At 71.1% G+C, this 25,253-nt stretch carries 22 protein-coding genes; 11 read left to right on the plus strand and 11 right to left on the minus strand.

Features of this window, described 5'->3' with window-relative positions; genetic code table 11:
• Positions 1 to 20 precede the first annotated feature (20 nt).
• On the plus strand, positions 21 to 1,229 hold the full coding sequence (locus tag HHX31_RS19545; protein WP_169949747.1) for an acyltransferase: 1,209 nt from the start codon (positions 21 to 23) through the stop codon (positions 1,227 to 1,229).
• Here the strand turns inward: HHX31_RS19545 and HHX31_RS19550 are convergent.
• On the minus strand, positions 1,208 to 1,972 hold the full coding sequence (locus HHX31_RS19550; RefSeq protein ID WP_169949748.1) for a polysaccharide deacetylase family protein: 765 nt from the start codon (positions 1,970 to 1,972) through the stop codon (positions 1,208 to 1,210). The genes HHX31_RS19545 and HHX31_RS19550 overlap by 22 nt on opposite strands.
• 197 nt (positions 1,973 to 2,169) lie before the next feature.
• Between HHX31_RS19550 and HHX31_RS19555 the strand changes: the two genes are divergently transcribed.
• From HHX31_RS19555 to hisC, 4 genes are all read left to right on the plus strand, one after another.
• Positions 2,170 to 2,772 carry an RNA polymerase sigma factor gene (locus HHX31_RS19555; protein ID WP_311932072.1) on the plus strand — a complete coding sequence of 201 codons (603 nt, stop codon included), beginning with the start codon at positions 2,170 to 2,172 and terminating at the stop codon, positions 2,770 to 2,772.
• Positions 2,765 to 3,997, plus strand: coding sequence for a CU044_5270 family protein (locus tag HHX31_RS19560; RefSeq protein WP_169949749.1), 1,233 nt, complete (start codon positions 2,765 to 2,767; stop codon positions 3,995 to 3,997). Before HHX31_RS19555 ends, HHX31_RS19560 begins: the two co-directional genes overlap by 8 nt.
• Before the next feature lie 153 nt (positions 3,998 to 4,150).
• Positions 4,151 to 4,672 carry a hypothetical protein gene (locus HHX31_RS19565; RefSeq protein WP_169949750.1) on the plus strand — a complete coding sequence of 174 codons (522 nt, stop codon included), beginning with the start codon at positions 4,151 to 4,153 and terminating at the stop codon, positions 4,670 to 4,672.
• Positions 4,673 to 4,743: 71 nt separating this feature from the next.
• A complete protein-coding gene (gene hisC / locus HHX31_RS19570; RefSeq protein ID WP_169949751.1) occupies positions 4,744 to 5,814 on the plus strand; it encodes a histidinol-phosphate transaminase in 1,071 nt (356 codons plus the stop codon).
• Between the two features lie 53 nt (positions 5,815 to 5,867).
• On the opposite strand, the gene HHX31_RS19575 is transcribed toward hisC, so the two are convergent.
• From HHX31_RS19575 to purD, 5 genes are all read right to left on the minus strand, one after another.
• Positions 5,868 to 6,818, minus strand: coding sequence for an EamA family transporter (locus HHX31_RS19575; RefSeq protein WP_169949752.1), 951 nt, complete (start codon positions 6,816 to 6,818; stop codon positions 5,868 to 5,870).
• A gap of 36 nt (positions 6,819 to 6,854) precedes the next feature.
• Positions 6,855 to 8,099: a transcriptional regulator gene (locus HHX31_RS19580; RefSeq protein WP_169949942.1), complete on the minus strand. Its 1,245-nt coding sequence runs from the start codon at positions 8,097 to 8,099 to the stop codon at positions 6,855 to 6,857.
• Between the two features lie 262 nt (positions 8,100 to 8,361).
• Positions 8,362 to 9,639 carry a UDP-N-acetylglucosamine 1-carboxyvinyltransferase gene (murA, locus tag HHX31_RS19585; protein ID WP_169949753.1) on the minus strand — a complete coding sequence of 426 codons (1,278 nt, stop codon included), beginning with the start codon at positions 9,637 to 9,639 and terminating at the stop codon, positions 8,362 to 8,364.
• A gap of 209 nt (positions 9,640 to 9,848) precedes the next feature.
• The gene (locus HHX31_RS19590) at positions 9,849 to 10,721 is read right to left on the minus strand and encodes a phosphoribosylaminoimidazolesuccinocarboxamide synthase (RefSeq protein ID WP_396711302.1); all 873 of its coding nucleotides are present in this window, start codon (positions 10,719 to 10,721) and stop codon (positions 9,849 to 9,851) included.
• Positions 10,722 to 10,917: 196 nt separating this feature from the next.
• Positions 10,918 to 12,156, minus strand: a complete 1,239-nt coding sequence (gene purD, locus HHX31_RS19595) for a phosphoribosylamine--glycine ligase (protein WP_169949755.1) — start codon at positions 12,154 to 12,156, stop codon at positions 10,918 to 10,920.
• A 495-nt stretch (positions 12,157 to 12,651) separates the two neighbouring features.
• Here purD and HHX31_RS19600 point away from each other — a divergent pair, with 495 nt between their 5' ends.
• The 3 genes from HHX31_RS19600 to HHX31_RS19610 all read left to right on the plus strand — a co-directional run bounded on the left by HHX31_RS19600 (position 12,652) and on the right by HHX31_RS19610 (position 15,271).
• Positions 12,652 to 13,695: a magnesium and cobalt transport protein CorA gene (locus tag HHX31_RS19600; protein WP_311932073.1), complete on the plus strand. Its 1,044-nt coding sequence runs from the start codon at positions 12,652 to 12,654 to the stop codon at positions 13,693 to 13,695.
• Between the two features lie 165 nt (positions 13,696 to 13,860).
• The gene (locus HHX31_RS19605) at positions 13,861 to 15,057 is read left to right on the plus strand and encodes a cytochrome P450 (RefSeq protein WP_169949757.1); all 1,197 of its coding nucleotides are present in this window, start codon (positions 13,861 to 13,863) and stop codon (positions 15,055 to 15,057) included.
• Positions 15,058 to 15,076: 19 nt separating this feature from the next.
• Positions 15,077 to 15,271, plus strand: coding sequence for a ferredoxin (locus HHX31_RS19610; RefSeq protein WP_169949758.1), 195 nt, complete (start codon positions 15,077 to 15,079; stop codon positions 15,269 to 15,271).
• Between the two features lie 184 nt (positions 15,272 to 15,455).
• Here HHX31_RS19610 and HHX31_RS19615 read toward each other — a convergent pair whose 3' ends face one another.
• The 4 genes from HHX31_RS19615 to fbaA form a co-directional block, all read right to left on the minus strand.
• Entirely contained in the window at positions 15,456 to 16,382 is a 927-nt protein-coding gene (locus tag HHX31_RS19615) for a glycerophosphodiester phosphodiesterase family protein (protein ID WP_169949759.1), read from the minus strand.
• 73 nt (positions 16,383 to 16,455) lie between these two features.
• On the minus strand, positions 16,456 to 17,739 hold the full coding sequence (locus tag HHX31_RS19620) for an adenylosuccinate synthase (protein ID WP_169949760.1): 1,284 nt from the start codon (positions 17,737 to 17,739) through the stop codon (positions 16,456 to 16,458).
• A 151-nt stretch (positions 17,740 to 17,890) separates the two neighbouring features.
• Positions 17,891 to 18,313, minus strand: a complete 423-nt coding sequence (locus HHX31_RS19625; RefSeq protein WP_169949761.1) for a DUF3151 domain-containing protein — start codon at positions 18,311 to 18,313, stop codon at positions 17,891 to 17,893.
• Positions 18,314 to 18,467: 154 nt separating this feature from the next.
• Positions 18,468 to 19,490, minus strand: a complete 1,023-nt coding sequence (gene fbaA, locus HHX31_RS19630; protein WP_169949762.1) for a class II fructose-bisphosphate aldolase — start codon at positions 19,488 to 19,490, stop codon at positions 18,468 to 18,470.
• 178 nt (positions 19,491 to 19,668) lie between these two features.
• On the opposite strand from fbaA, the gene HHX31_RS19635 reads away from it, so the two are divergent.
• Together HHX31_RS19635 and HHX31_RS19640 are read left to right on the plus strand one after the other, a co-directional pair.
• Positions 19,669 to 20,349 (plus strand): DedA family protein, encoded by a 681-nt coding sequence (locus tag HHX31_RS19635; RefSeq protein WP_311932075.1) that lies wholly within the window; start codon positions 19,669 to 19,671, stop codon positions 20,347 to 20,349.
• A gap of 104 nt (positions 20,350 to 20,453) precedes the next feature.
• Positions 20,454 to 20,924, plus strand: a complete 471-nt coding sequence (locus HHX31_RS19640; RefSeq protein WP_169949763.1) for a hypothetical protein — start codon at positions 20,454 to 20,456, stop codon at positions 20,922 to 20,924.
• Here the strand turns inward: HHX31_RS19640 and HHX31_RS19645 are convergent.
• Entirely contained in the window at positions 20,902 to 21,438 is a 537-nt protein-coding gene (locus HHX31_RS19645) for an orotate phosphoribosyltransferase (RefSeq protein WP_169949764.1), read from the minus strand. The two genes, HHX31_RS19640 and HHX31_RS19645, sit on opposite strands and share 23 nt — an antisense overlap.
• A 188-nt stretch (positions 21,439 to 21,626) precedes the next feature.
• On the opposite strand from HHX31_RS19645, the gene HHX31_RS19650 reads away from it, so the two are divergent.
• A complete protein-coding gene (locus HHX31_RS19650; RefSeq protein ID WP_169949765.1) occupies positions 21,627 to 25,046 on the plus strand; it encodes a sigma factor in 3,420 nt (1,139 codons plus the stop codon).
• Positions 25,047 to 25,253 lie beyond the last annotated feature (207 nt).

Consider the following 25,253-nt stretch of genomic DNA (forward strand, 5'->3'; position numbering starts at 1 on the left):
TTCAGGATATATTCCGGCCTATGCTGGCTGCGGCCCCCCGCATCTCGGATGCGCCGGCCAACCTCCCCGGACCGTCCCGGCTGCGCGTGGTCGACCTTCTGCGGTTCTGCGCGGCACTCGGCGTCGTCCTGTTCCACTTCGGCGAGACCCGTGCCTGGGGCACGTCCAACGCCTTCCCCGCGATGAGCGCGGTGACCACGTTCGGCCTGTACGGCGTGTGCCTGTTCTTCCTGATCAGTGGATTCGTGATCCTGATGAGCGCCTGGGGCCAGACCCCCGGTCACTTCGCGGCGTCGCGGATCTCCCGGCTGTTCCCCGCGTACTGGGCGAGCGTGCTCGTCCTCGGCGGCCTGGCCGTCGGCGGACTGATCACCGACCACCGGCCGAGCCTCACGGAACTGCTCGTCAACATGACCATGCTCCAGCACGGCTTCGGCGTGCGCGACCTGGAGATCGTCTACTGGACGCTGTGGCAGGAACTGGTCTTCTACGCCCTCATCGCGTGCCTCGCGGCCGTGGGGATCACCTACCGCAGGTGCCTGGCGTTCATGGGGACGTGGGTGATCCTGCTCGCGATCGCCGACCGCGCGGACGCCGGCCTGCTGAAGCAGTTGCTCGTCCCGTTCGGCGCGCCCTACTTCATCGCGGGGATGGCGCTCTATCTCGTCCACCGATTCGGCGGGTCGCTGTTCCCCTGGCTGTTCGTGGCCGTGGGCTGGGCGCTCGGGCTCCACTCGGCGCTCGCCGGGGAGCCGGCGGCGTTCCGGAAGTTCGGGCAGGCGCTGGGCTCGGCGCTCGTGGTGGGCGTGATCTCGCTGATCTTCCTGGTGATGATCCTCGTGGCGGTCGGCGTGTTCGACGGGCTCGACTGGCGGTGGCTCACCTTCCTCGGCACGCTGACCTACCCGCTCTATCTCTTCCACCACCATGTGGGCTTCCTGCTGATCCAGTGGCTCCACCCGGTGCTGGGCAACCGCCTCACGCTGGCCGTGGCCGTGGCCGCGGTGGTCGTGGTCGCGTACGGCGTGCACCGGTTGGTCGAGCGGCCCCTGCAACCGCGGATGCGCGCGGCGCTGGAGCGCTCGCTCACGGCCGACGCCGCCCGCGTCGCCCCACCGGAGACGGCGGCGCTCCCTCCCGCGCCCTCGATGCCAGGACCCGCGCTGACGCCCCCGGCGCCGTACCCGCGGACGGCGCCCGAATCCGGCTACTTGCCGCGCGGCGGGTAGATCTGGCCGGGACGCAGCGTGCGGCCCTGGAGCAGGGTCGTCAGCGTGACGAACTTGTAGTGCTCCTTCTCCAGCGCGGTGAGCACACCCGGCATGGCCTTGACCGTCTCGGGGACGATGTCGTGCAGCAGGATCACGCCGTTGCGCTTGGCGAGCTTCAGCGTGCGCTTGGCGATCACCTTGGTGTCGCGGGCCTGCCAGTCGAGCGTGGACCCCGTCCACAGGATCTGCGGCAGCCCAAGGTCGGCCATCAGAGCGGAGACCCTGGAGTTGGTCGCGCCGTTCGGCGGGCGCATGTATTCGGGCCGCTCGCCGATCGTCCGGTAGATGATCTCCGAGGTGGTCGAGATCTCCTCGAACACCTCACCGTCGGTCAGTGTGGTGAGGGAGGGGTGGGTCCACGTGTGGTTGCCGATGTCGTGCCCCTCCTCGTGGATCCGGCGGGTGAGCTCCGGGCGGTGTTCCACCTTCCTGCCGAGCAGGAAGAAGGTGGCCTTCGCCTTGTGCTTCTTCAGCGTGTCGAGCAGCGCAGGGGTGTAGGGCCACGGGCCGTCGTCGAAGGTGAGGGCGATGCACTTGTAGCGGGCGCAGTACGGCTTGCCCTTCGCGCCGGCCTTCTTCGCCCCGCTCTGCTCCGCCCCGGCCTTCTCGACCTCGGTAAGGGCCGCGGCTTTCACGGTCGCGGGGGCCGTCCGCGCGGTGGCGGCGGTCGCGGACCCGGCCGCGGCGGGTACGACGCTCACGCCGGCCACGCAGACACCGGCCATCACGATTCTCGCTTTCCGCCACATGCCGCTGGATCTTACTGGTCTCTAATCCGAAATTCCGGACGTGAACGATGAGGAGGACAGCTTTATAGGTGCGATCCCCGCCCTCGCACGGGCGCGAAGTGGATCGGACGCTGCGGCGGATTGACGGTGTACCTGAAAGAAGGGACGCCATGCGGATGACCGCTCCCCCCGATTCGCCAGGAAGACTTGACGACGCCGCGCTCATCGAGCAGTCACGGCATCGGCCCGAGTCTTTCGCCACGCTGTACGACCGCTACTTCGCGGACATCTACCGCTATGTCGCGGCACGAGTAGGAGCGCAGGCCGCCGACGACCTCGCGTCCGAGACGTTCCTGGTCGCGTTCCGCAAACGACATCATTTCGATCCCGGCCGTGGCGTCGTACGCCACTGGTTGTACGGGATCGCCACCAATCTCCTGGCCGGTCATCGCCGCAGCGAGGCCCGGAGGCTGGAGGCGCTGGCCAGGGTGCCGGTGGAGAACCCGGCAGAGGGCGAGCACGCGGACCGCGTCGCGGCGCGGGTGAGCGCGGCGGGCGCCGGGCGCCGGCTCGCCGCGGAGCTCAGCCGGCTGCCCGACGGCGAGCGAGACGTGCTGTTTCTCGTCGCATACGGCGATCTCAGTTACGAGGAGATCGCGCAGGCGCTCGACATCCCCCCGGGCACCGTGGCCTCCCGGCTCCACCGGGTGCGCGGGAGGCTGCGCGCGGCGCTGGACGACCTCACTGCTGAATCCGGAGGATCCGATGGATGAGCTGCACGATGACCAGGACTCCCGTCATCTGGTCGAACCGCGCCACGTGGACGCGGTGCTCCTGCTGCTGGGGACGCATGAACCCCCACTCGCAGTGGTCGAGGCGGGCCGTGCCCGGCTGCTGGCCGAAGCGGCGGCGACCGCCACGGTCAGCGATCCAGGACCCGGGCGGAAGAGGCTCCGAGGCCGCCTGGTCGGCGCCGGGCTGAGCCTGGCCGTGGCCGCCGCGGCGGCGGTCGCCGTCCCCGCCGTGCTGTCCGGGAGCACGATCTCCGTCGAGCCTTGGCCCACCACGTCGGTGACTGCCACGTCGGTGCCCGCGACGGCCGGGCCGACCGCCCGGCAGATCCTGCTCGCCGCCGCCGTCGCCATGGAGCGCGCCCCGGCGGACGGCGCCTACTGGCGCATAGGGATGGTCACTCAGGTGATGCTGACCGACCCCACCCGTGCGTACGTGCTCCAGGAAGGGCGTTCAGAAGAGCGATGGCTGGCGAAGCGGCCTGATCTGCGGAGCTGGAGCATCTGGCAGGAGCTCGGCGTCAAGCCCGCGACCCCGCGGGACGAGGCCGCCTGGCGGGCGGCGGGGGCGCCTACCAGCTGGCGCTACCCCAAGGACATGAAGACGGAGCAGCTGTTCGCCGTCCCGTTCGGGCCGCTGGAGGCGGCGGCCGGTGAGCGCACCGCCGCTCGGCTGCACGGCAGGTGGAAGGGGACGGCGGGTGAACTCACCGGGGAACTGGTGACCTGGCAGGAGGTGAAGGCCATCCCCGGTGAGCCCGGCGCCCTCCGGAGCTACCTGGAAGAGCGCGCCGCCCGGCGGCTGGCGGCGGACCCCGACCCCGGCGCGGACGCGGAGGAGTCGAGGGCGCAACTCCTTCTGCAAGGCTGCCTGGACGTCATCAGCCGCCTGCCCGCCTCGCCCGAGGCCCGTGCGTCGGCCTACCGGATCCTCGCGTCGCTGCCCGGCATCCGGGCCGAGGGCGAGACGACAGACCCGCTCGGCCGGCGCGGGCAGGCGCTCGGCTACCGGCAGGAGATCGAGCCGGGCCTGTTCACCCGGGTCCTGCTCGTGGTCGACCCCGCCACCGGCCTGCCTCTCGCCGAGGTGAGGACGAACACGACCACGCTCGCGGACGGGCGGCGGGCGGAGCTGCGTTCCTCGACCTCCTACCAGGCGATCGGCTGGACCGACGACCGGCCGGAACTGCCCGCGCATCGGGAGTGAACGGCCGTGGCGGGCCCGCGCGCCCGCCACGGCAGTCGCCCCGGGCATCGTGCGATCGCCCAGGTGATCCGGCGAGGTTCAGCGGGCGTCAAGGGGATTGAAAGCGTCCCGGCGCAGACTGCGTGCGACGAACAAAGGAAAGGAACCCCAGCCATGACCCTCACCCGCTCCCTCGCCGGCATCTCGCTCGCGGCCGGCATCCTGGCTCTCGCCCCGCTCGCGACCGCGACCGCCGCCCAGGCCGGGACCACGCAGGCCGGGACCACGCAGGCCGGCGCCGTCCAGGCCGCCGCCGCCAAGTCCTGGGGTCCTTACTACGCCGCCGGGTCGAAGGCCAAGGTGACCGGCTCGCTGACCGCCGCCGCCAAGAAGGACCTCAGCTCGCCGGCGCCGTACGTCAAGGTCGCGGGCACCGTCACCAGCCTGAACCGCAAGTCGACCGCCTGCGGCTGGGCCCTGTTCCGCGTCAGCTACTTCGACTCCGCCAACACGCCGCACCTGGCGTACCGCAACTACCGGGTCTGCTCGTACGGCGCGAAGAAGAAGTTCTCCTTCACCATCAAGAAGGTCGGCGAGGTCGAGCTGAAGGTCTGCTCCGAGACCAAGGCCGCCAAGCCGTCGCTCAACTGCCAGTACGCCGGCAGCTGGAAGACGCTGTACGCCTACTACAAGTAGGGACGCCGCGGGCCGTCCGCAGGGGGTGTGCGGGGTGCCGCCTCGACCGGTGCATCTCCTATCGTGGGGGCATGCCTCGATTCCGCTCGATCCTCGACACCATGCCGGCCTACAAGCCCGGCAAGGCCGTGGTCTCCCCGGACGGCCGGTCCTACAAACTGTCCTCCAACGAGAGCCCGTTCGGGCCGCTGCCGTCGGTGGTGGAGGCGATCGCCCGGGCGGCGACGGAGATCCACCGTTATCCCGACCCCGGTGCCGTCCGGCTCACCGAGACGCTCGCGGAGCGGCTCGGGGTGCCCTACGACCACGTGGCGCTCGGCGCCGGATCGGTGGCGGTCGCCCAGCAGATCCTCGAAGCGGTGGGCGAGCCGGGCGCCGACGTGGTCTACGCCTGGCGTTCCTTCGAGGCATACCCGCTTCTGGTCGGCCTGTCCGGCGCCAACGCCGTCGAGGTGCCGCTGCGCGACGAGACGCACGACCTCGACGCGATGGCCGAGGCCATCACGCCAGAGACGCGGCTGGTCTTCGTGTGCAACCCAAACAACCCGACCGGCACGGTGAACCGGACAGAGGAGATCGCGCGCTTCCTCGACCGCGTGCCGGAGAACGTCACCGTCGTCCTCGACGAGGCCTACCGGGAGTACGTCAGGGACGAGGACGTGCCCGACGGCCTCACGTTCTACCGCGACCGCCCCAACGTCGCCGTGCTGCGCACGTTCTCCAAGGCGTACGGCCTGGCGGGGCTGCGGGTCGGCTACCTGATCGGGCACGAGCCGGTCGCCGCCGCCGTCCGCAAGACGCTGCTGCCCTTCGCGGTCAACCACCTCGCCCAGGCCGCGGCCATCGCCTCCCTGGAGGCGGAGGACGAGTTGCAGGAGCGGGTCGAGAACGTGATCAAGGAGCGGGCTCGCGTCAGGGAGGCGCTGCTGTCGCAGGGCTGGACCGTCCCGCCCACCGAGGCCAACTTCGTCTGGTTGCGCCTCGGCGAGCGCACGATGGAGTTCGCGGCACAGTGCGCGGCCGTGGGGGTCGCGGTGCGCCCCTTCGCGGGCGAGGGGGCCAGGATCTCGATCGGCGACTCCGAGGCCAACGACGTCTTCCTCGCCGCCGCCGAGGCGTTCCGGCGGCTCAGCGCAGGCTGAGGATCACCCGGCGGCCACCGCGAACGCCGCCACGGCCCAGGGCGACCGGCCTCCTACGCGTTCGGCTGGGGATCGGGGACGCGTTCCGGCCCGCCGTCGGCCGCGGGCACCTGGACGGCGGGTCCGCGGCGCTCCGTGGACACCACGAGCGCCACGCCCACGACGATCAGGCCTCCCGCGACGAGCATGGCCGCGGTGACCGGCTCCGCCAGGATCGCCGCGCCGAGGATCACCGCCACCACCGGGTTCACGTACGCGTAGGTGGACACGAGCGAGATCGGCGCGTGGCCGAGCAGCCAGACGTACGACGTGAAGCCGACCAGGGAGCCCGCCACCACCAGGTAGGCGAGGGCCGCCCACGACTCCCCGCTCACGGCGCCGAGATGCAGCCGCTCGCCCTGCGCGGCGCCCAGCGCGAGCAGCGCGGCGCCGCCGGCCGCCATCTCGATCGTGCTGGCCACGAACGGGTTGGCCGGCATCGGGATCCGCGGTGAGAGGAACGACCCGAGCGACCACGACAGCGAGCCCAGCAGCACCACGATGATGCCCGCCCCGCTGCCCGACGCGCTGCCGCCGTGCAGCGAGAGGAAGGCCACGCCGGCGAAGCCGACCAGCACCCCGGCCACCGTCAGCACGTGCGGCCGGTCGCGGCAGACCATCCTGAGCACGATCAGCCACAGCGGGATGGAGGCGACGAGCAGCGCGGCCAGGCCGCTGGAGATGTGCTGCTCGGCCACGGCGACCATGCCGTTGCCTCCGGTGAGTAGCAGGAGCCCGACCAGCGCGGCGCCGCCGAACTCCCGCCATCTCATCCTGAACGGCACGCCCCTGACGAGCAGGACCACGCCGAGGATCAGCGCCGCCGCGACGAAACGGAGCCCGCCGCTCGTCATCGGCGGAAGGGTGCGGATGGCGATGGCTATGCCGAGATACGTCGAGCCCCACACCACGTATACGGCGGCCAACGCCAGCCACACCCGTACGTCATGACCGTTCCGTTCCATGGGTCATGACAATAGAGCGTCCCTTTTAGACGCCTATCACCGGTTCAGCTTCTCCACGATGAGCCGGTAGAGCTGCCGCGGCCGCCCGGGCTGGGGAGTGCGGTTCGGCGGAAGCGGCCACGCGAGTCCCTCGTCAACCAGCGTGCGCAGCAACCGTCTGGCCGTACGCGGAGTCACCCCGAGCATGCGCCCGGCGCCCTCCGCGTCCACGACCGTGTCCCCGCCCTCCAGCTTGGCGGCCAGGCGTGCCAGAACCTCGACACCCTTGGGCTTGATCGGGCCGCCGGGCTGGGGCGGCATCCTGGGCGGCGGCACCAGTGCGCGGCCCTCCCTGTCCACCGCGAACCCCTGCGGCTGCTTGCCGCCCTGGGTGCGGGCGAGCGCGCCCCTCGCGTGCGTCTCGGCCTCGTGCGTGGTGCGGCCCATGCCAACACCCACCTCGACGGCCAGGCCCAGCTCCTCGCGGATCCTGGCGGCGAACGGCAGGATTCGGAACCCGTCCGTGGCCGTCGCGATCGAGCCCTTGGTGGCGACCACCAGATAGCTGTGGTCGTCGATCGGCCACACGCTCGCGTTGATCCGGTTGGCCTCCTGCACGAGCAGCCGGTGCAGCGACAGCCGTAGCTCGTCCCGCCAGTAGCGCGGCGCGGCCCGCCGTACGGGCTCGCGCAGCGTCGGCACCTCGACCAGCACGACCGTGAGCTGCGACTCCTCCAGCCGGTGGCGTGCGCCGAGCAGCGCCGCCGTGTGCAGCGCCGTACGGACGGCCGCGGAGGTCGGCCGTATCGGCACCACCGGCAGCCCGGCGGAGGTCAGCCGGTCGGCCACGCCCTGGACGCAGGTGAGCGCGCCCGTGGTGGCCCCCTGACGGAGTAACCGCTCATGGAAGGCCGTGATGGTGCCGACCGGCCCCGGCTCGTCCCGGCTGTGCACCTCCCCGGAGGAGAGGTTGAGGTCCGCGTACACCTCGTCGATCTCCGGCCTGCCGAGCACGTCGACGCTCACCCGGCGCGGATCGATCCGCTCGTCCAGCGCGGCCCGCGCGACCGCCGCCACGAGCGCGGCCCCGCCGAGCTGCACGTGCGTGGCGGGCATCGTCAACACCCCGGCACGCCGTGCGAGCTCGAATGGCACCGGGCTCGCGAACAGGCACGCGTCCACACCCGGCCCGAGCCTGGTCACCTTGTCCGCCGCCTCCTGCTCATCCCGGTACGCGGCGGCGACCAGCCGGCAGGGCACCGGGGCAGCCGAGTGCCCCATGAGCATCACCCGCTCGACCAGATCGTGCGACCCCACCACGCCGATGGTGAGGTCGGGTGTCACCGTGCCCAAACGTGACCCGCGCGGAGTGTCTTCCGTGCGCTCGACCAATGTTCGTCCCATCCCACGTCGCCCTCGTTGTTGTGGCTTCTCTTTGGAACGATCGCTGGTTAAGGCCGTAATGTCACGCCCAGATTTACCGGAATAGCATTCTGGGTAGTCCTGGCGGTTCCGTAATTCGGACGGTCTCCCCTGGTCAGGCCATTAGTAAAGGTTTCCGGCCTCAGCCCTCGTCGGAAGTGGAAATTTCACGCACCACATCCGCGCCGAGGGCCTGCATACGCTGGGCGAGCGCGGCGTGCCCGCGGTCGATGAGATAACCGGACCCGATGGTCGTCTCGCCCTCCGCCGCGAGGCCGGCGAGCACGAGGGCGATCCCCGACCGAAGGTCATGGGCCGTCACGTCGGCGCCCCGCAGCGGCGTCGGGCCGTGCACGACCGCCCGGTTGCCCTCGACCTCGACGTTCGCGCCCATCTTGTTCAGCTCGCCCGCGAGCGCGAAGCGGCCGTCGAAGATGCGCTCGTGGATGTAGCTGGAGCCCTCCGCCAGGCAGGCCACGGTCATCAGCGGCGACTGCAGGTCGGTCGCGAAGCCGGGATAGGTGTCGGTGATGACGTTGATCGGGCGCAGCGGGCGGTTGCGGCGGACCTGGAGTACCGCGCCGTGGTTCTCGAACTCCACGCCCATCTGCTCCAGCTTCCACCGGACCACGCCGAGGTGCTCAAGCGAGGCGCCGACCAGGCTCACCTCGCCGCCCGTGATGGCCGCGCCCATCGCGAACACGCCCGCGTCGAGGCGGTCGGGCATGACCGTGTGCTCGACCGCGGTCAGTTCGTCCACGCCCTCGACCGTGATGAAGCCCGTGCCGCCGCCGCTGATGCGCGCGCCCATCCGGCTCAGCATCGTGATGACGTCGAGCACCTCGGGTTCGAGGGCCGCGTTCTCGATGATGGTGGTGCCCCGCGCCAGCGCGGCGGCCATGATCAGGTTCTCCGTGCCGGTGTGCGAGGGGGTGTCGAGGTAGAGCGGCGCGCCGATCAGGCCGGCGGCCTTGATGTGGATGACGGCCTCGCCCTCGTCCACCATCGCGCCGAGGCGCTTGTAACCCAGGTAGTGGAAGTCGAGGTTGCGGCTGCCGAGGTTGCACCCGCCGATGCCCTCGATGATCGCCTCGCCGAGACGGTGGAGCAGCGCGGGGACGAACAGCACCGATCCACGGAACCGGCGGGCGATCTCAGCGGGCAGGACCGGGCTGGTCAGGCGGGAGGCGTCGATGACGAGCGTCCGCTCGGTCTCGTGGAACTCCACCTTGGCGCCCACGGCCTGGGCGAGCTCGACAGCCCGGCGCACGTCCTCGATGACGGGCACGTTCCTGAGGACCGTACGGCCCTCGGACGCGAGCAGCGCCGCCCCGATCATGGGCAGTACGGCGTTCTTCGCGCCCTGGATGAAGGCGGTTCCACGCAGTACATTGCCACCGCGCACGCGGTAACGGACCATGGGTTCGACTCCTATGTATGGGGGAAGGGCGGGAGACTCCCGTCAGCCGGCGGCCGAGTCGTCCGCGAGGACGACCGGCCTAGAGTAGCCGCTGTACCGGGAGTTTCGGGGTGGAACTACCCCCGGAACGCGCGGGGGAACGGGTCACTTGAGATTACTGGCGTGACCTGTGTGATTCGGCCCGGGTTCAGCCGCGGTTCAGCCGCGGTTCACCCTCGGAAACGCTCCCCGGTGAGCCGCTCGTACGCCTCCACGTAGCGGCTGCGGGTGCGCTCGACGATCTCGTCAGGGAGCGGCGGGGGCGCCTCACCTGACGACCTGTCCCAGCCCGACTCGGGGGACAGTAGCCAGTCTCTGACGAACTGCTTGTCGAACGACGGCTGGGAGTGGCCGGGCTCCCACTGGTCCAGCGGCCAGAAGCGGGAGGAGTCGGGCGTCAGCACCTCGTCTCCCAGCGTCAGCACGCCGTCGGCGTCGTAGCCCAGCTCGATCTTCGTGTCGGCCAGGATGATGCCGCGCTCCAACGCGATCTCGGCCCCGCGGGTGTAGACGTCGAGCGTGATCCGGCGCAGCCGCTCGGCCACCTCCGCGCCGACCTCCGCCACGACCTCGTCGTACGTCATCGGCTCGTCGTGCTCGCCCATCGGAGCCTTGGTCGACGGTGTGAAGATCGGCTCGGGCAGCCGCGAGCCGTCGGTGAGCCCTTCGGGGAGCCGTACGCCGGAGACTGCGCCCTCCCTGCGGTAGTCCACGAGCCCGGACCCGGTGAGGTAGCCGCGGGCCACGCACTCGACCGGCACCATCCGCAGCCTCCGGCACAGCACCCCGCGCCCGGCGAACTCCGCCGGGACGTCGGTCGAGACCACGTGATGGGGAACGACGTCCTTGAGCTGCTCGAACCACCACAGCGACAACCGGGTGAGGATCTCGCCCTTGTCGGGGATGCCGGGTTCGAGCACGTGGTCGAAGGCCGAGATGCGGTCCGACGCGACCATCAGCAGCAGCCCGTCGGGAGTTTCGTAGAGGTCGCGGACCTTGCCGGAGTGCACGTGCTTCACAGGACCATCTTCCCAGCCCCTCACCGTGACTTGAGCAGGGGGAGAGTCCGTAGCCGTGCCTCGATGTGACCGGCCACGAACGAGGGAACCGGACACTCCCGCCGCACCGAGGGCCACGACGAGACCATCGCCATGCGCCGCCCCCCTTCGCTGATCAGATGGTATGTCCGCGTACGAGTCGTGCACCAACCGTTACGCGGACATCACCGATCGTCAGGGGTCAGGAGGACGCGGCGAGCGCGATGTCGGAGCGGTGGTGGGAGCCGCGCATGGTGATCTGCTCCAGGGCCTCGTACGCCCGGGCCCTGGCCTCCGCGACGTCCGTGCCAGTGCCGACCACGTTGAGCACCCGCCCGCCGTTCGACACGAGCCGGTTGTTCTCGTCGAGGGCCGTGCCCGCGTGCAGCGCGTACGCGCCCTCGGCCGTCACCGGCAGTCCGGCGATCGGGTCGCCCTTCACGGGGTCGGCGGGGTAGTTCTCCGCGGCGAGCACCACGGTCACGGCGGCGCCGTCACGCCACCGCAGCGGCGGGCGCCCGGCCAGCGTGCCGGTCGCGCACGCGAGCAGCAGTTCGCCGAGCGGGGTCTCCAGCCGGTCGAGCACGACCTGGGTCTCCGGGTCGCCGAACCGCGCGTTGAACTCGATCACCCGGGGGCCGGCCGAGGTCAGCGCCAGCCCGGCGTACAGCACTCCCGTGTACGGCATGCCGCGCCTGGCCATCTCGGCCATGGTCGGGCGCACGACCTCTTCCATGACGCGCTCGGACAGGTCCTCCGGCGCCCAGGGCAGCGGGGTGTAGGCCCCCATGCCGCCGGTGTTGGGGCCCTTGTCGCCGTCGTAGGCCCGCTTGAAGTCCTGGGCGGGCTGCAGCGCCACGGCGCTCGTCCCGTCGCACAGCGCGAACAGCGACACCTCGGGACCGTCGAGATACTCCTCGATGACGACCCGCCCGCACGCCCTGGCGTGCTCCAGGGCCTCCTCGCGGCTGTCGGTCACGACCACGCCCTTGCCCGCGGCCAGGCCGTCGTCCTTCACGACGTACGGCGCGCCGAACGCGTCGAGCGCCGCCGCGGCCTCGTCCTCGGTGGTGCAGGTGTGCGCCCGCGCGGTCGGCACCCCGGCGGCGGTCATCACGTCCTTCGCGAACGCCTTGGACCCCTCGATCTGCGCCGCCCGCGCCGACGGGCCGAAACAGGCGATCCCGGCGTCCCTGACGGCGTCAGCGACGCCGGCGACCAGCGGCGCCTCCGCGCCGATCACGACGAGGTCGGCGCCCAGGCGCTCCGCGAGCGCGGTCACCGCCGCGCCGTCGGTCGGCGTGACCTGGTGGAGGGTGGCCACCTCCGCGATGCCGGCGTTGCCGGGGGCGCAGTGGACCTCTACGACGGCGGGGTCGAGCCGCAGGGCCCGGCACAGAGCGTGCTCCCGGCCCCCGGAACCGATGACAAGTACGCGCACCGGACCATTGTCGCAGTGTTTCGCCGCCTCGCGGTCTCCGGGAGCCGGCGGGGACCGGTTCCGGTCCGCCCGTTGCGGGCACGGGGGAATGCCCTTTTTAGGCAGAGATACACATAGATGACTAGTTTGTTCGGGCTGTTTTTGGCAAGAAGTGCATGATCGGCGGCACTTGACGCGGGTACTCTGGAAAGGTCGCCGAGCGGCAATGTGGTAAGTTAGACAGGCTTCGCGCTGTCTCGTGGTGATTGGAGGTGGTCTGGAATGAATTCTGGTGATCCTGTCAGTACGTGCTGGCGCACGTACGTCGTGCGCATTCCCGACCACTCCGAAACTGAAGCCCGAGAGGCAGCTCACGCCTGTATGAAGGGGTGACATCACGTCGCGCGTAGGGCGTGCCGGCTCGGGCGGGAAGGCACCGCCATGCGCTCCTCTCTGCTCTTTCCTCGCATCAGCAGGCACAGTCGTGTCCTGCCCGCGCACCTGGGCGCCGCTCCGGTGAGTGCCGATTCCGTCATCCGCTGCGTGCCGCCGAGCGCGTCGCTCGTCGAGTTCGGCGCGTACGTCGGGGGCGAGAAGGTCGCCGCCGGTGGCATACCGGAGGCCGTGCGGCTGGTCCGCGAGCACAACGAGGCCAACGAAGTGCCCGACGCGTACGTCTGGGTCGGTCTGCACGAGCCCGCCGCGCCCGAGGTCGAGTGGCTGGCCGAGGTGTTCGGCCTGCACCCGCTCGCCGTCGAGGACGCGATCAAGGCGCACCAGCGGCCCAAGGTGGAGCGGTACGGCGACTCGCTGTTCGTCGTGCTCAAGACCGTCGAGTTCCTCGACCACGAGGTGTCGGCGGCCACCAGCGAGATCATCGGCACCGGCGAGATCATGGTGTTCGTCGGCCCCGACTTCGTGGTGACCGTACGGCACGGCCGCTACTGCCCGCTCGGCGAGATCCGCGAGAAGCTCGAGGCGAAGCCGAAGCTGATCAACCGCGGCCCGGCGGGTGTCCTGCACGCCATCGCCGACCACGTCGTGGACAAGTACCTGCACGTGGCCGACCTCATGCAGGCCGAGCTCGAAGAGGTCGAGGCGGCCGTCTTCGCCGAGGTCAGCTCCCGCGACATCAACAGGATCTACCAGCTCAAGCGCGAGATGCTGGAGCTCAAGCGGGCGGTCGGCCCTCTCTTGACCCCCTTCAACGCCCTTCCCCAGCGGCGCAGCATCCCCTCGGACATGCGCGAGTACTTCCGCGACGTCGGCGACCACCTGTCCCGCGTCTGCGAGCAGGTCCAGTCGTCCAACGAACTGTCCGACTCGATCCTCCAGGCCGCGCTGGCGCGCTCGAACGCCCTCGCGAACGAGGACATGCGCAAGATCTCCTCCTGGGTGGCGATCATCTCCGTCCCCACGATGATCGCCGGCATCTACGGCATGAACTTCGACCACATGCCCGAGATCAGGTCCGTGTACGGCTACCCGGTCGTGCTCGGCGTGATGGTCGTCGCCTGCACGCTCCTGCACCGCGCCTTCCGCCGCAACGGCTGGCTCTAACCGCTTTTCCCCCGGGACGCCGCCTCCGGCGTCCTGTCACCACGCGTACGCTTCATGACCGCAATCATGAACAACCAGTCATTGCGGGATGTCAAATGATGTTGTTAGGTGGGTGGAGCGGGCCGCTCGACACATCGACCGTTTCCACTCTCGCAGGAGCGTGTCATGACAGAGGCGACACCCCGGGTGGTGACTTTTCCCCTGGCGCGTGAACGTGCCTTCGATCCACCGGACGAACTGACGCGCTGCCGCGCCGAGGCGCCGGTCCAGCGGATGCTGTACCCGGACGGGCACGAGGGCTGGCTGGTGACCGGCTACGCAGAGGCGCGCGCGATCCTGGCGGACAGCCGTTTCAGCACCCGCCCGGAGTTGCTGCACTCGCCGATCGCCCAGCGCGGCGAGCTCAACGAGGAGCCGCTGACGCCGGGGTTCTTCGTCCGCATGGACGCCCCCGAGCACACCCGCTATCGCCGCCTCCTGACCGGCCAGTTCACCGTACGGCGGATGAAGGAGCTCGAACCGAGGATCCACGAGATCACCGAGAGCAGGCTCGACGCCATGGAGCGCGAGGGCGCCCCCGCCGACCTCGTCGAGTCCTTCGCCCTGCCGATCCCCTCGCTGGTGATCTGCGAGATGCTCGGCGTGCCGTACGAGGACAGGGAGAAGTTCCAGCGCGACTCCGCGGTGCTGGTCAACCTCGACTCGTCGATGGAGGACGTACGGGCTGCGGTGCAGGACCTGTTCGCCTACCTGCACGGCCTCGTCGAGCTCAAGGCGAAGGAGCCGGACGACGACCTGTTGAGCGGGCTCGTCGCGGGCGGGGAGCTGACGACGGAGGAGCTCGGCGGCGTGGCGCTGCTGCTGCTGATCGCGGGGCACGAGACGACCGCCAACATGCTCGGCCTCGGCACGTTCGCGTTGCTGACCAACCCGGGACAGCTCGCCCTCGTGCGGGACGACCCCGCCGCCGTGGACAACGCGGTGGAGGAACTGCTGCGTTATCTCAGCATCGTGCACATCGGGCCGACCCGTACGGCCCTGGCGGACGTGATGGTCGGCGACGCCCTGATCAGGGCGGGCGAGGCGGTGACGCTGTCGCTGGCGGCGGCGAACCGCGACCCCGGACGGTTCGAGGGTGGTGACACCCTCGACGTGACCCGGCCGGCGCACGGGCACCTGAGCTTCGGGCACGGCATCCACCAGTGCCTGGGCCAGCAGCTCGCCCGGATCGAGATGCGCATCGCCTATCCCGCCCTGCTGCGCCGCTTTCCCAACCTGCGCCTCGCCGTGCCGGCGCGGGAGGTGCCGCTGCGGTCCAATATGGCGATCTACGGGGTGCACCGCCTGCCGGTGCTCTGGTGAGCGAGTCAGTGGGGGAACGATGAAGATAAAGGCGGACACCGGCCGTTGCGTCGGCGCGGGGATGTGCGCGCTCACGCTGCCCGAGGTGTTCGACCAGAGCGAGGACGACGGGACGGTCGTGGTGCTCGACCCCGGCCCCCCGACCGCCCTCGGGCCCGCCGTGCGGAGGGCCGTTCAGCTCTGCCCGTCCGGCGCGCTGTCCGTGGAGGAGTGAGCGCGCGCGACACGCCGGGCCGGGTGACGCTCCGCTACTTGACGGGCACCGTCCGATGCTGTTGGGTGGTAAACGGCTGTTGAAGCCATTCTTGTGGGTGACCCTGGAGCCCCGTTCCGGCCGCCGAGGCCCGGTGCGGGGCTCTTCCCTGTCCGGCCGCGATCCGCGGAGGAAGGGGCGGTCTTCAGGCCCCCACTGGCCTCAGCGGGGTCACCGGGTCGGGCAGCGGCAGGCCGCGGGCCTTCCACAGGCGGCGCATACGGTCGGGGTAGTCGGTCACGATGCCGGCCACGCCCATGTCGATCAGGCGGCCTGCCTCGTCGGGGTCGTTGACCGTCCACACCACGACCGGCAGGCCCTGCCGGGCCGCCCCGGTCATCAGGGCCTCGTCGACGAGCACGCGGTCGGGGGACAGCGTCGTCGCCCCCACCGCCGCGGCCGCCGCCGCGAGGTCGCCGCCGGCCTCGCCGAGGCGGATGCCGTTCATCCACGCGGGGGTCATGGTGTCGCGCTCGACCAGGGCGTAGCGCCGCTCGACCATCGGCCTGGCGATCTCCAGGATGCGCCAGTCGAAGCTGAGCAGGGCCGCCCTGGACAGCCGGTCGTGCCGGTCGAGTTCGCTTACGACGTCCTCGACGAACCTGCGCGGGTCGGCGCACAGGTCGGGACGGGTGGGGTCGGACTTCAGCTCGACGTGGAGGCGCACGTGGTCCGCGCCGAGCGCGCCGATCAGGCCGAGCACCGCTCCGAGCGTCGGCATCCTGGTGTCCGGCAGCGGCACCTGCGTGAGCGCGAAGCGGTCGTCCGGCCGCTCGGGCAGCCGTACGCCGACGTCGAGGGTCCGCAACTGGGGCAGCGTGAGCTCGATGACCGGTTTGCCGACGTAGGGGAACATCTCGTCCCCCGGTGCGGCCATGCCCGTGTCGGCGCTGGTCACCGGGGACACGTGCAGATCGTGGGTGAGCACGATCTGCCCGTCCGCGGACATGGCGACGTCGAACTCCAGCGCGTCTACCCCCAGCTCCAGCGCGAAGGCCAGGCCGGGCAGGGTGTTCTCAGGCCTCAGGCCCCGGGCTCCGCGGTGCCCGTGCAGCTCAACGTATCCATGCACAGCGGCGTACCTTACCGCCTCGCCCGTACGCGGCCCGGAAACCTCCGGTTCCGGGCGCGTACGCCACGAATCATCAGATGAGGGAACGAATCTGGATGGTCTGCGTGCGGCCCGGGCCGACACCGATGGCCGAGATCGGGGCGCCGCTCATCTCCTCCAGCGCCTTGACGTACGCCTGCGCGTTGGGCGGCAGGTCGTCGAACGTCTTCGCGCTGGTGATGTCCTCCTGCCAGCCGGGCAGCTCCTCGTAGACCGGCGTGGCGTGGTGGAACTCGGTCTGCGTCATCGGGATCTCGTCGTGGCGGACGCCGTCGACGTCGTACGCCACGCAGACCGGGATCCGCTCCAGCCCGGACAGCACGTCGAGCTTGGTCAGGAAGAAGTCGGTCACGCCGTTGATCCGGGCGGCGTACCGCGCGATGACCGCGTCGAACCAGCCGCAGCGGCGGTTGCGGCCGGTGGTCACGCCGTACTCGCCGCCGGTCTGGCGCAGCCACTCGCCCTGCTCGTCCAGCAGTTCGGTCGGGAAAGGCCCGGAGCCCACACGGGTCGTGTACGCCTTGAGGATGCCGATGATCCTGGTCAGGCGGGTCGGCGGGATGCCCGAGCCGGCGCAGGCGCCACCCGAGGTGGGCGAGCTGGAGGTGACGAAGGGATAGGTGCCGTGGTCGATGTCGAGCAGCGTGCCCTGTCCGCCCTCCAGCAGGACGAACTTGTCCTGGTCGAGCGCCTGGGAGAGCACGAGCGAGGTGTCGGCGATGTGGGGACGCAGCCGCTCGGCGTAGCCGAGGTACTCCTCCAGGACCTTAGCCGGGTCGAGCCCCCGGCGGTTGTAGATCTTGGTGAGGATCTGGTTCTTCTCGCCCAGCGAAGCCTCGATCTTCTTGGCGAGGATGCCGGGGTCGAGCAGGTCCTGGACCCGGATGCCCATGCGGTAGATCTTGTCGCCGTACGCCGGGCCGATGCCGCGGCCGGTCGTGCCGATCTTGGCCTTGCCGAGGAAACGCTCGCTGACCTTGTCGATGGCCTTGTGCTGCGGCATGATCAAATGCGCGTTGGCGGAGATCAGCAGCCGCTCACAGGTGATGCCCCGATCGGCCAGCCCGTCGATCTCGCTCAGCAGCACGCCGGGATCCACGACCACGCCGTTGCCGATGACCGGCACCACTTCGGGCGAAAGCACACCCGTCGGAAGCAGGTGCAACGCGTACTTCTGGTCGCCGATGACGACCGTGTGACCCGCGTTGTTGCCACCCTGGTAGCGCACGACGTAGTCGACGTCACCACCCAGCAGGTCGGTGGCCTTCCCCTTGCCCTCATCGCCCCACTGGGCGCCAACGAGAACGACAGCCGGCATGGTCTAACTCCCGCACCAAGACGAAAGCCCCTGACGCAAGCGCGACAGGGGCCTCTTGCACACAGAGACTACCCGAGGGGCGCGCCGCGGGTGAACGTGGTCTTAACACGCGAGACGGGCCGTGGCCGGTGCTCCGTGCGCAAGGGGTCCGTCAGTGGTTGGGCGCGAGCGCCTCGGCGGCCGCCGTGCTGCTGTCACGAAGGAACTGGGCGCACCGCTCGGCCTCGTCCTTCTCGCCGATGGCCTGCGCGGCCCTGGCGAGGGCGTTCAGGCAACGCAGGAACCCCTGGTTCGGCTCGTGCTCCCAGGGGATCGGCCCGTGGCCCTTCCAGCCGGCCCTGCGGAGCTGGTCGAGGCCCCGGTGGTAGCCGGTACGCGCGAAGGCGTACGAGGTGACGGCGTGGCCGGCCGCGAAGTAGTCGTCCGCCAGGGCGGCCCAGGCCGCCGAGTGGGCGGGGAAGCGCGCGGCCACGTCGGCCGCCTTGGCGCCCGACTCGAGCATCTGCCGTGCCTCAACGTTGTCGGGCAGCAGGGTGGGCGGCGGGCCGGCGAGGAGGTTCTCGTGCGTTTCCATGGCACAGTTCTACCTGCCCGACACCGCGCACGGGTATGGGGCATCGGGCGGGAACGGAGATCGATACCGGAATGGATCTTCCGTTCCCGCCTTTTCCCAGGTCCAGCGCCCCGGACAGGGTGGCGCGGACCCCCGGCTCACGGCCGGGAGAGCGTCACTTGAGCTTGGTGCCCGCGGACTTGAGCTGCCGGCAAGCCTCGGCCACGCGCTCGGCCATGCCGGCCTCGGCCGACTTGCCGTACGCACGGGGGTCGTAGGCCTTCTTGTTGCCGACCTCGCCGTCGACCTTCAGCACGCCGTCGTAGTTGCGGAAGATGTGGTCCACGATCGGGCGGGTGAAGGCGTACTGCGTGTCGGTGTCGATGTTCATCTTCACCACGCCGTACGAGATCGCCTCGTGGATCTCCTCCAGGGCGGAGCCGGAGCCGCCGTGGAAGACCAGCGAGAACGGCTTCTCCTTGCCGTACTTGGCGCCGACGGCGTCCTGGATCTCCTTGAGCACGCTCGGGCGCAGCTTGACGTGGCCCGGCTTGTACACGCCGTGGACGTTGCCGAAGGTGGCGGCCACGATGTAGCGGCCGCGCTCGCCCAGCCCGAGGGTCTCGGCGACGGCCAGCGCGTCCTCCGGCGTCGTGTAGAGCTTCTCGTTGATCTCGCCGACGACGCCGTCCTCCTCGCCGCCGACGACACCGATCTCGATCTCCAGCACGATCTTGGCGGCGGCCGTCTTGTCGAGCAGTTCGGAGGCGATCTGGAGGTTCTCGTCCAGCGGCACGGCGGAGCCGTCCCACATGTGCGACTGGAACAGCGGGTCCTGGCCGCGCGCGACGCGCTCGGCGGAGATCTCCAGCAGCGGGCGGACGAACGAGCCGAGCTTGTCCTTCGGGCAGTGGTCGGTGTGCAGCGCGACCGTCACCGGGTACTTCTCGGCGACCACGCGGGCGAACTCGGCGAACGCCACGGACCCGGTGACCATGTCCTTCACCGTGGTGCCGGAGAGGAACTCCGCGCCGCCGGTGGACACCTGGATGATCCCGTCACTTTCCGCCTCCGCGAAGCCGCGCAGCGCGGCGTGCAGGGTCTGCGACGAGGTCACGTTGATCGCCGGGTACGCGAAACCGCCCGCTTTGGCACGGTCGAGCATCTCGGCGTAGACCTCAGGAGTCGCGATAGGCATGAGAAGTCATCTCCTTCTGACGGTATGCGGCGTGGCAAGTATCCCGAAGGCCGGGCCGATCCGGAAAGCCGGGCCGGTTCGCGGCGCCGGGAAAGCCGCGGTCATTCCGCGATTCACGGTTTTCCACAGCTCTGCCGCTTCTCAGTCTCATCTCATCGGGGACAGGTAGGCTCGCCCCGTGGACGTGCTCTTGGACCTTATTGACCCGAAGTGGTGGCTGAGCATGCTCGGCGCCTTCGCGACGATCGGCGTCATCGCCATCGTATTCGCAGAGACGGGGCTACTCGTCGGGTTCTTCCTGCCCGGTGACTCACTGTTGGTGACGGCTGGAATTTTCAGTACCGCGGCCGCGGCGCAGGGATTCGGAATCGCGCCCCTGTCACTGCCCGTCCTGCTGATCGGCACGCCGCTGGCGGCGATCGCGGGCGCGCAGCTCGGGCACTTCCTGGGCGTGAAGGTCGGCAGGAAGATGTTCGACAAGCCCGACTCGAGGCTGTTCAAGAAGGAGCACGTCGACAAGGCGGAGTACTACTTCGAGAAGTTCGGCCCGGCCAAGGCCGTGGTCGTGGCGCGGTTCATGCCGATCGTCCGCACCTTCATGAACCCGGTGGCCGGCGTGCTCGAGATGGACGCGCGACGGTTCTTCGTCTGGAACGTCGTCGGCGGCGTCGTCTGGGTCGAGGCGCTGCTGCTGCTCGGCTACTTCCTGGGCAGCAAGGTCGAGGGCATCGACAAGTTCATCCTTCCCGGTGTCTTCGTCATCGTCGCGCTGTCGGTCATCCCGATCGTGCGCGAGGTGATGAAGAACCGCAGGGCCGCCAGGGCGGTCCCCAAGGGTCGCCACCACGCCGACCTGTGACCGCCCTCTCGCCCTCTCGTCCCGGGTGACCTGCGGCGAAGTCTCCGTACGAGAAGTGACAGACGAGTGCTGGGACACGCCTCACAGGCGCTACCCTCCGGGTTGTGGGACGCCACAGGTCTGATCCCGTCGGTGTCGCCAGGCTGGCGCTGGTCGGCCTGGCGGTCCTGCTGCTGCTCGCCGTCGTCGTGATCGGGGCGAAGGGGCTGCTGTCCACGTTCGGCTCGGGAGAGCCGGCGGCCGGCGGGTCCTCCACCCCGTCCGCGCCGTCCTCGGCCGGGCCCTCCGCGGAGCCGTCCGCCGGGCCCGCCACGCCCGGCGCGCCCGACGTGCCGACCGTGCGCGTGGTGTGCCAGGCCGACAGGTGCCCCGTGTTCGTCCGGGTGCCCGGCGGCGACGTGCTCATCGACAGGGACCTGACCCGGGGTGAGCAGGCGGCCTACTTCCAGCCCGAACTCGACGTCGTCCTCGACGACGCAGGAACGGTCGAGGTCTTCGAGAACGGAACCGCCAGGTCCCCCGGGTCGCCCGGCGAGCGGCAGGCGTTCAGCGTTAAGAGAGCCCCAGGTCAGTGAGGGAGTAGGCCGAGCGATACGGCACCCCAGTGGCGGCCAGCGCCTCGTCGCCGCCCCGGTGCACGATCGTCGCGATGCCCACGACCTCGGCGCCCGCCTCGCGCAGCGCCTCCACGGCGGTGAGCACCGACCCGCCCGTGGTGGTGGTGTCCTCCACCGCCAGCACCCGGCGTCCCGCGACGTCGGGGCCCTCGACCCTGCGCTGCAGGCCGTGCGCCTTGCCCGCCTTGCGCACCACGAACGCGTCCAGCGTGCGTCCCCGGGCCGCCGCGGCGTGCAGCATCGCCGTCGCGACGGGGTCGGCGCCGAGCGTGAGACCACCGACCGCCTCGTAATCCAGGTCCTCGGTCAGATCGAGCATCACCCGGCCCACGAGCGGCGCCGCCACCCCGTCGAGGGTGATGCGGCGCAGGTCGACGTACCAGTCGGCCTCCTTGCCCGAGGACAGCACGACCCGGCCGTGCACGATGCCCTTGTTCTTGATCTCGTCAAGCAGTCTCTCGCGGTCACTCATGAGGCTCAGCGTACGGCCGGTCACGCCGGTCGGGCCGTACGGGCCCCGCCGCCGGACGTGGCGTGCGAATACTACGGAGAGTAAAGAGCGCTCAGCGGTTTAGCCAGGACATGGACTGCGGAATGTATGGCCGTGCAACTCATCGTAATCGCGAGGTCGCAATGCGTAGAGAAGTCCGGCATACCGACATGGAACTCCTCGAGGCCGTACGGGGAGGCGACACGGCGGCCTTCGGGACGCTCTACCGGCGGCACTCGGTCGCCGCGCGAACACTGGCGCGGCGGATCGCACAGAGCGAGAACGAGGTGGAGGACCTCCTCGCGGAGACCTTCGCGAGAGTCCTCGACGTGGTCCGGCGTGGCGGCGGGCCCGCCTCCGCGTTCCGGCCCTACCTGCTCGCGTCGCTGCGCCGCTACGCCGTCGCGGGCGTGGCCGACCTGGCCGACGGCGACTCGCTGTACGTGGATCCGGAACTCGCCGGCCTGGAGCGCTCGCCGCTCGCCCGGGCCTACCGCTCGCTGCCCGAGCGCTGGCGCACGCTGCTGTGGCACGTGGAGATCGAGGGCGGCAGGCCCGCCGACGCGGGCCCCCTGATCGGCCTGCCGGGCAAGGCCGCGGCCGAGCTCACCCACAGGGCCCGCCGGGGCCTGCGGGAGGCGTACGTGCGGCTGCACCTGGAGGACGGTCCCCGGGCCGAGTGCCGCCCGGTCGTGTCGACGATCCTGCGCTATCTGGAGAACGGCCTGCCCAAGGAGGAGGCCGCCGAGGTCGACGCCCACGTGGCCGAGTGCATCGACTGCCGGTCGGTCTTCCTGCAGTTGGTCGATCTCACGCAGGAACTGCGGGCCGTCGTCGGCCAGCTCGTCGCGGGGCCCGCCGTGTACGACTACCTCGCCGACCTCGCCGCCACGACCAGGGGCTCCCGGTCGTACGGCGGGGCGCGGGCGCGGCTGGAGGCCGCCCGGCGGCGCGTGGGGGCGTTGCGGAGCCGCGCTGACCGGCGCGTGCGAGGGGTCCTGCGGACTGCGCGGGACCGGCCGGCGGGGCGGGCGTCCGCGCTGCTCGGAGGGGCGTACGTGCGAGCGGGGACGACCACGCGGCGCGCGTGCCGGAAGCTGAGCGCGCTTCCGAGCGCGGGCTACATCCGGGCGCGGTCGACCACGCGGCGCGTGTACGGGAAGCTCAGCGGGCTGCCGAGGGCGGGGTACGTCCGGGTGCGGGCGGCGCTGGCGCGGCTGTCCGCGCTGGTGCGGAGCGTGCCGACGTCCCATCGGGCGGTGCTGGGGGGCATCGCCGTGGCCGGGCTCGCGACCGCCGCCTTCCTGCTCGTCGCCGAGCCGGCGAGCATGCTGACCGCGGGCGGCTCAGGGCAGCGGAGCCCGGACCGTGGGCGGCCACAATACGACGCCGCCTCTTCCCCGACCGCCGGCGAGAGCGGACCGGTGGGGATCCCGTTCCCGTACGACCGGCCGAGGCCGCGCCCGTGGACGCCGGGGAGCGCTGCCGAGCCGCCCGGCGCCGGCGTCGCGCTCGGCCTGCCCGAGATCACCGGCAGGGTCACCCCGGGCGCGCGGCCACCGCGCGAGGAGGCCACGGGAGCGCCGCCCGCTGCCGGCGGCGCGGGTGAGGATCGCCCCGGGCGTGGGGGCGGGGAGCACACGGGCGCCGGCCGAGGCGGCGGAGGACAGGTGGACCGGGGCCCGGCGAGCGGCCGCCCGGTGCGGGAGCCCGAGGTGGTCGTGGCCCTCCCGCGCCCCGAGCAGGGCTCCCGCCACGCGGACGCCTCACGGGAGCAGGTGCCAGAACGGCAACGGGTGCGGGGTCGGCTCTCCCGGCACCCCTACCAGGAATCGTCCGAGCAGGCCCGGTCCCAGGGCGGTGCTCGTGCCCAGGGCGGTGCCCGGTTCCAGGCGCGGGACGGCGCGCGGGCGGGGGAGCGAGAGAGCCTGCGGGCGGGGACCCGGCAGGAGCAGGGCGCGGCGCGTGACCGGCGCGAGACACAGGCACGCGGAGCGGCCACGGGGCGCACCCCACTCGGACGGCAGGGCGGCTCGCGGGCGGGGGAGCCGAGTCGTGCGGCTCGTGAGCACTCCGGCGCGGCAGGCCGGCGCGACGCGGGTGCCCAGAAGGGCGCGGGAGCGCGGAAGGCCGCGGGGACTCACAAGGCCTCGGGCGCTCACAAGGCCTCGGGCGCCCCGGGGAAGGCGGGATCCCAGAAGGCCGGGGGAGCTCACAAGGGAGTAGGAGCGCAGAAGGCCGGGGGAGCGCAGAAGGGCGCGGGTGCACCGGGGAAGCCGGGAGACGGCAAAGGGAAGGGGAAAGCGGCGCTCTCCGTCGCCGTCGATCCGCTCGGTTCGCTGCTGCGCGGGCAGTCGGGGCTCGTCGCCGTACGGCTCCGCAACACGGGGGACGCCGCCACCGGTGACATCACCGCGACGGTGACCCTGCCTCCCGGCGTCCGCTACCTGGACCAGGACGGGCGCGGCGGCCGGGGTGACGCCGCGCGCGGTGACGCCGGTCAGGAGCCTGCGGCGGGTGGGAGTGCGGACGGCACGCGCACGCGGCGGGGCGCGGGCGACGGGTGGTCGTGTGCGGCGTCGGGACGTCTGGTGCGGTGCGCCCGTGGACCGCTGGCCGCCGGTGAGGTCACGGCGATCTTCCTGCGGGTCGCGGTGGCCGCGGACGCGCCCGCTGGACGGGTCTTCACGGTGCGGGTGCGGGCGGGAGGGCTGGAGAAGACCGCGGAGTCCACCGTGGGGGCGCGCGCCTCGGGGGCGGCGGCTCGCTTCGCCGCGGACGGCCACCTGGCCGCCCGGGTGGTCGGCAACGTGCTCGTGGGCACTCCCGCGAGGTCCGGCCCGCGCGGATCCGTCCCGGACGGCCGGGGCCTGAGCCCGGGCGTCAGCGTGCCGGTCGACCTCGACAGGGACCCCTCGGCGGGCACGTCCAGCCAGGCCGATCTCCACCTGCCGCCCGGAGGCCAGGTGATGTGGGCGGGCCTCTACTGGGCGGGCGTGGGCCGGGGGGCGGTTCCCTCCCGGGACATCCGGGTGCGCGCTCCGGGAAGGCCCGGGTACGCGACCGTGCCGGCCGCCGAGGTCGCCCGGCGGGATCTGCCGAGCGGCTCCGGTTATCAGGCGTTCGCCGACGTGACCTCTCTCGTCCGTACGGCGGGATCGGGGCGCTGGTGGGTCGCGGGCGCCCCCGCGCGTGCGGGTACGGTCAGGCACTCCGCCTGGGGCCTGGTGGTGATGGTCACGGACGCGCGGCAGCCGTACACGCGTGCGGTGGTGCTGGACGCCGCGGCGGTGATCGGAACCGGGGAGAAGGCCCTGCGGCTTCCGCTCGACGGGCTCGCCCCGGGCGGCGGGCCCGCGCGGATCGACCTGATGGTGTGGAACGGCGAGGGGGTCAGGGCGGGTGTTGTGACCACGCGGGATGGTGAAGACCGGCGTGGTTCCGGCGTCCTCGGCGACGCGGACGCCGGGGGCGTCGCGGTCGACACGCTGCACGCCCTCCTGGGGCCCAGCCCCGCCCTCCAACTCGCCACCAGAAACGACCCCGTTTTCTTCGGCGTCGCGGTCGTGAGCGCACGAACGTGGTCGTGAGGGTTCGCTGGCCAGGGACGCCGGTCCGGGACGCGCGTTCTGCGGGTGTCCACCGGCTCCGCGGCCCCCGGCGGTGCGGCCGTGCGATAACAAATTGGTAGGGGGAGATACTTGGACAAACTGGTACGGTCGGCGTGAGGACTTCCCACCCCAGGGCCGTTGGCGTCCCGATCCCCCACCAGGCTGGCAAGGGCTGAATCGCCGGGA

The organism is Microbispora sp. H11081 (genome assembly GCF_012999535.1).
Taxonomy (GTDB): Bacteria; Actinomycetota; Actinomycetes; order Streptosporangiales; family Streptosporangiaceae; genus Microbispora.

What these genes read in the sequence shown, in the direction of transcription:
- HHX31_RS19555 (WP_311932072.1), top strand. Translation starts at nt 2,170, where the DNA reads ATGCGGATGACCGCTCCCCCCGATTCGCCAGGAAGACTTGACGACGCC.
- HHX31_RS19645 (WP_169949764.1), bottom strand. Translation starts at nt 21,438, where the DNA reads ATGAGTGACCGCGAGAGACTGCTTGACGAGATCAAGAACAAGGGCATC.
- HHX31_RS19625 (WP_169949761.1), bottom strand. Translation starts at nt 18,313, where the DNA reads ATGGAAACGCACGAGAACCTCCTCGCCGGCCCGCCGCCCACCCTGCTG.
- murA (WP_169949753.1), bottom strand. Translation starts at nt 9,639, where the DNA reads ATGGTCCGTTACCGCGTGCGCGGTGGCAATGTACTGCGTGGAACCGCC.
- HHX31_RS19565 (WP_169949750.1), top strand. Translation starts at nt 4,151, where the DNA reads ATGACCCTCACCCGCTCCCTCGCCGGCATCTCGCTCGCGGCCGGCATC.
- HHX31_RS19560 (WP_169949749.1), top strand. Translation starts at nt 2,765, where the DNA reads ATGGATGAGCTGCACGATGACCAGGACTCCCGTCATCTGGTCGAACCG.
- HHX31_RS19650 (WP_169949765.1), top strand. Translation starts at nt 21,627, where the DNA reads ATGGAACTCCTCGAGGCCGTACGGGGAGGCGACACGGCGGCCTTCGGG.
- HHX31_RS19605 (WP_169949757.1), top strand. Translation starts at nt 13,861, where the DNA reads ATGACAGAGGCGACACCCCGGGTGGTGACTTTTCCCCTGGCGCGTGAA.
- fbaA (WP_169949762.1), bottom strand. Translation starts at nt 19,490, where the DNA reads ATGCCTATCGCGACTCCTGAGGTCTACGCCGAGATGCTCGACCGTGCC.
- HHX31_RS19610 (WP_169949758.1), top strand. Translation starts at nt 15,077, where the DNA reads ATGAAGATAAAGGCGGACACCGGCCGTTGCGTCGGCGCGGGGATGTGC.
- hisC (WP_169949751.1), top strand. Translation starts at nt 4,744, where the DNA reads ATGCCTCGATTCCGCTCGATCCTCGACACCATGCCGGCCTACAAGCCC.
- HHX31_RS19620 (WP_169949760.1), bottom strand. Translation starts at nt 17,739, where the DNA reads ATGCCGGCTGTCGTTCTCGTTGGCGCCCAGTGGGGCGATGAGGGCAAG.
- HHX31_RS19545 (WP_169949747.1), top strand. Translation starts at nt 21, where the DNA reads ATGCTGGCTGCGGCCCCCCGCATCTCGGATGCGCCGGCCAACCTCCCC.
- HHX31_RS19575 (WP_169949752.1), bottom strand. Translation starts at nt 6,818, where the DNA reads ATGGAACGGAACGGTCATGACGTACGGGTGTGGCTGGCGTTGGCCGCC.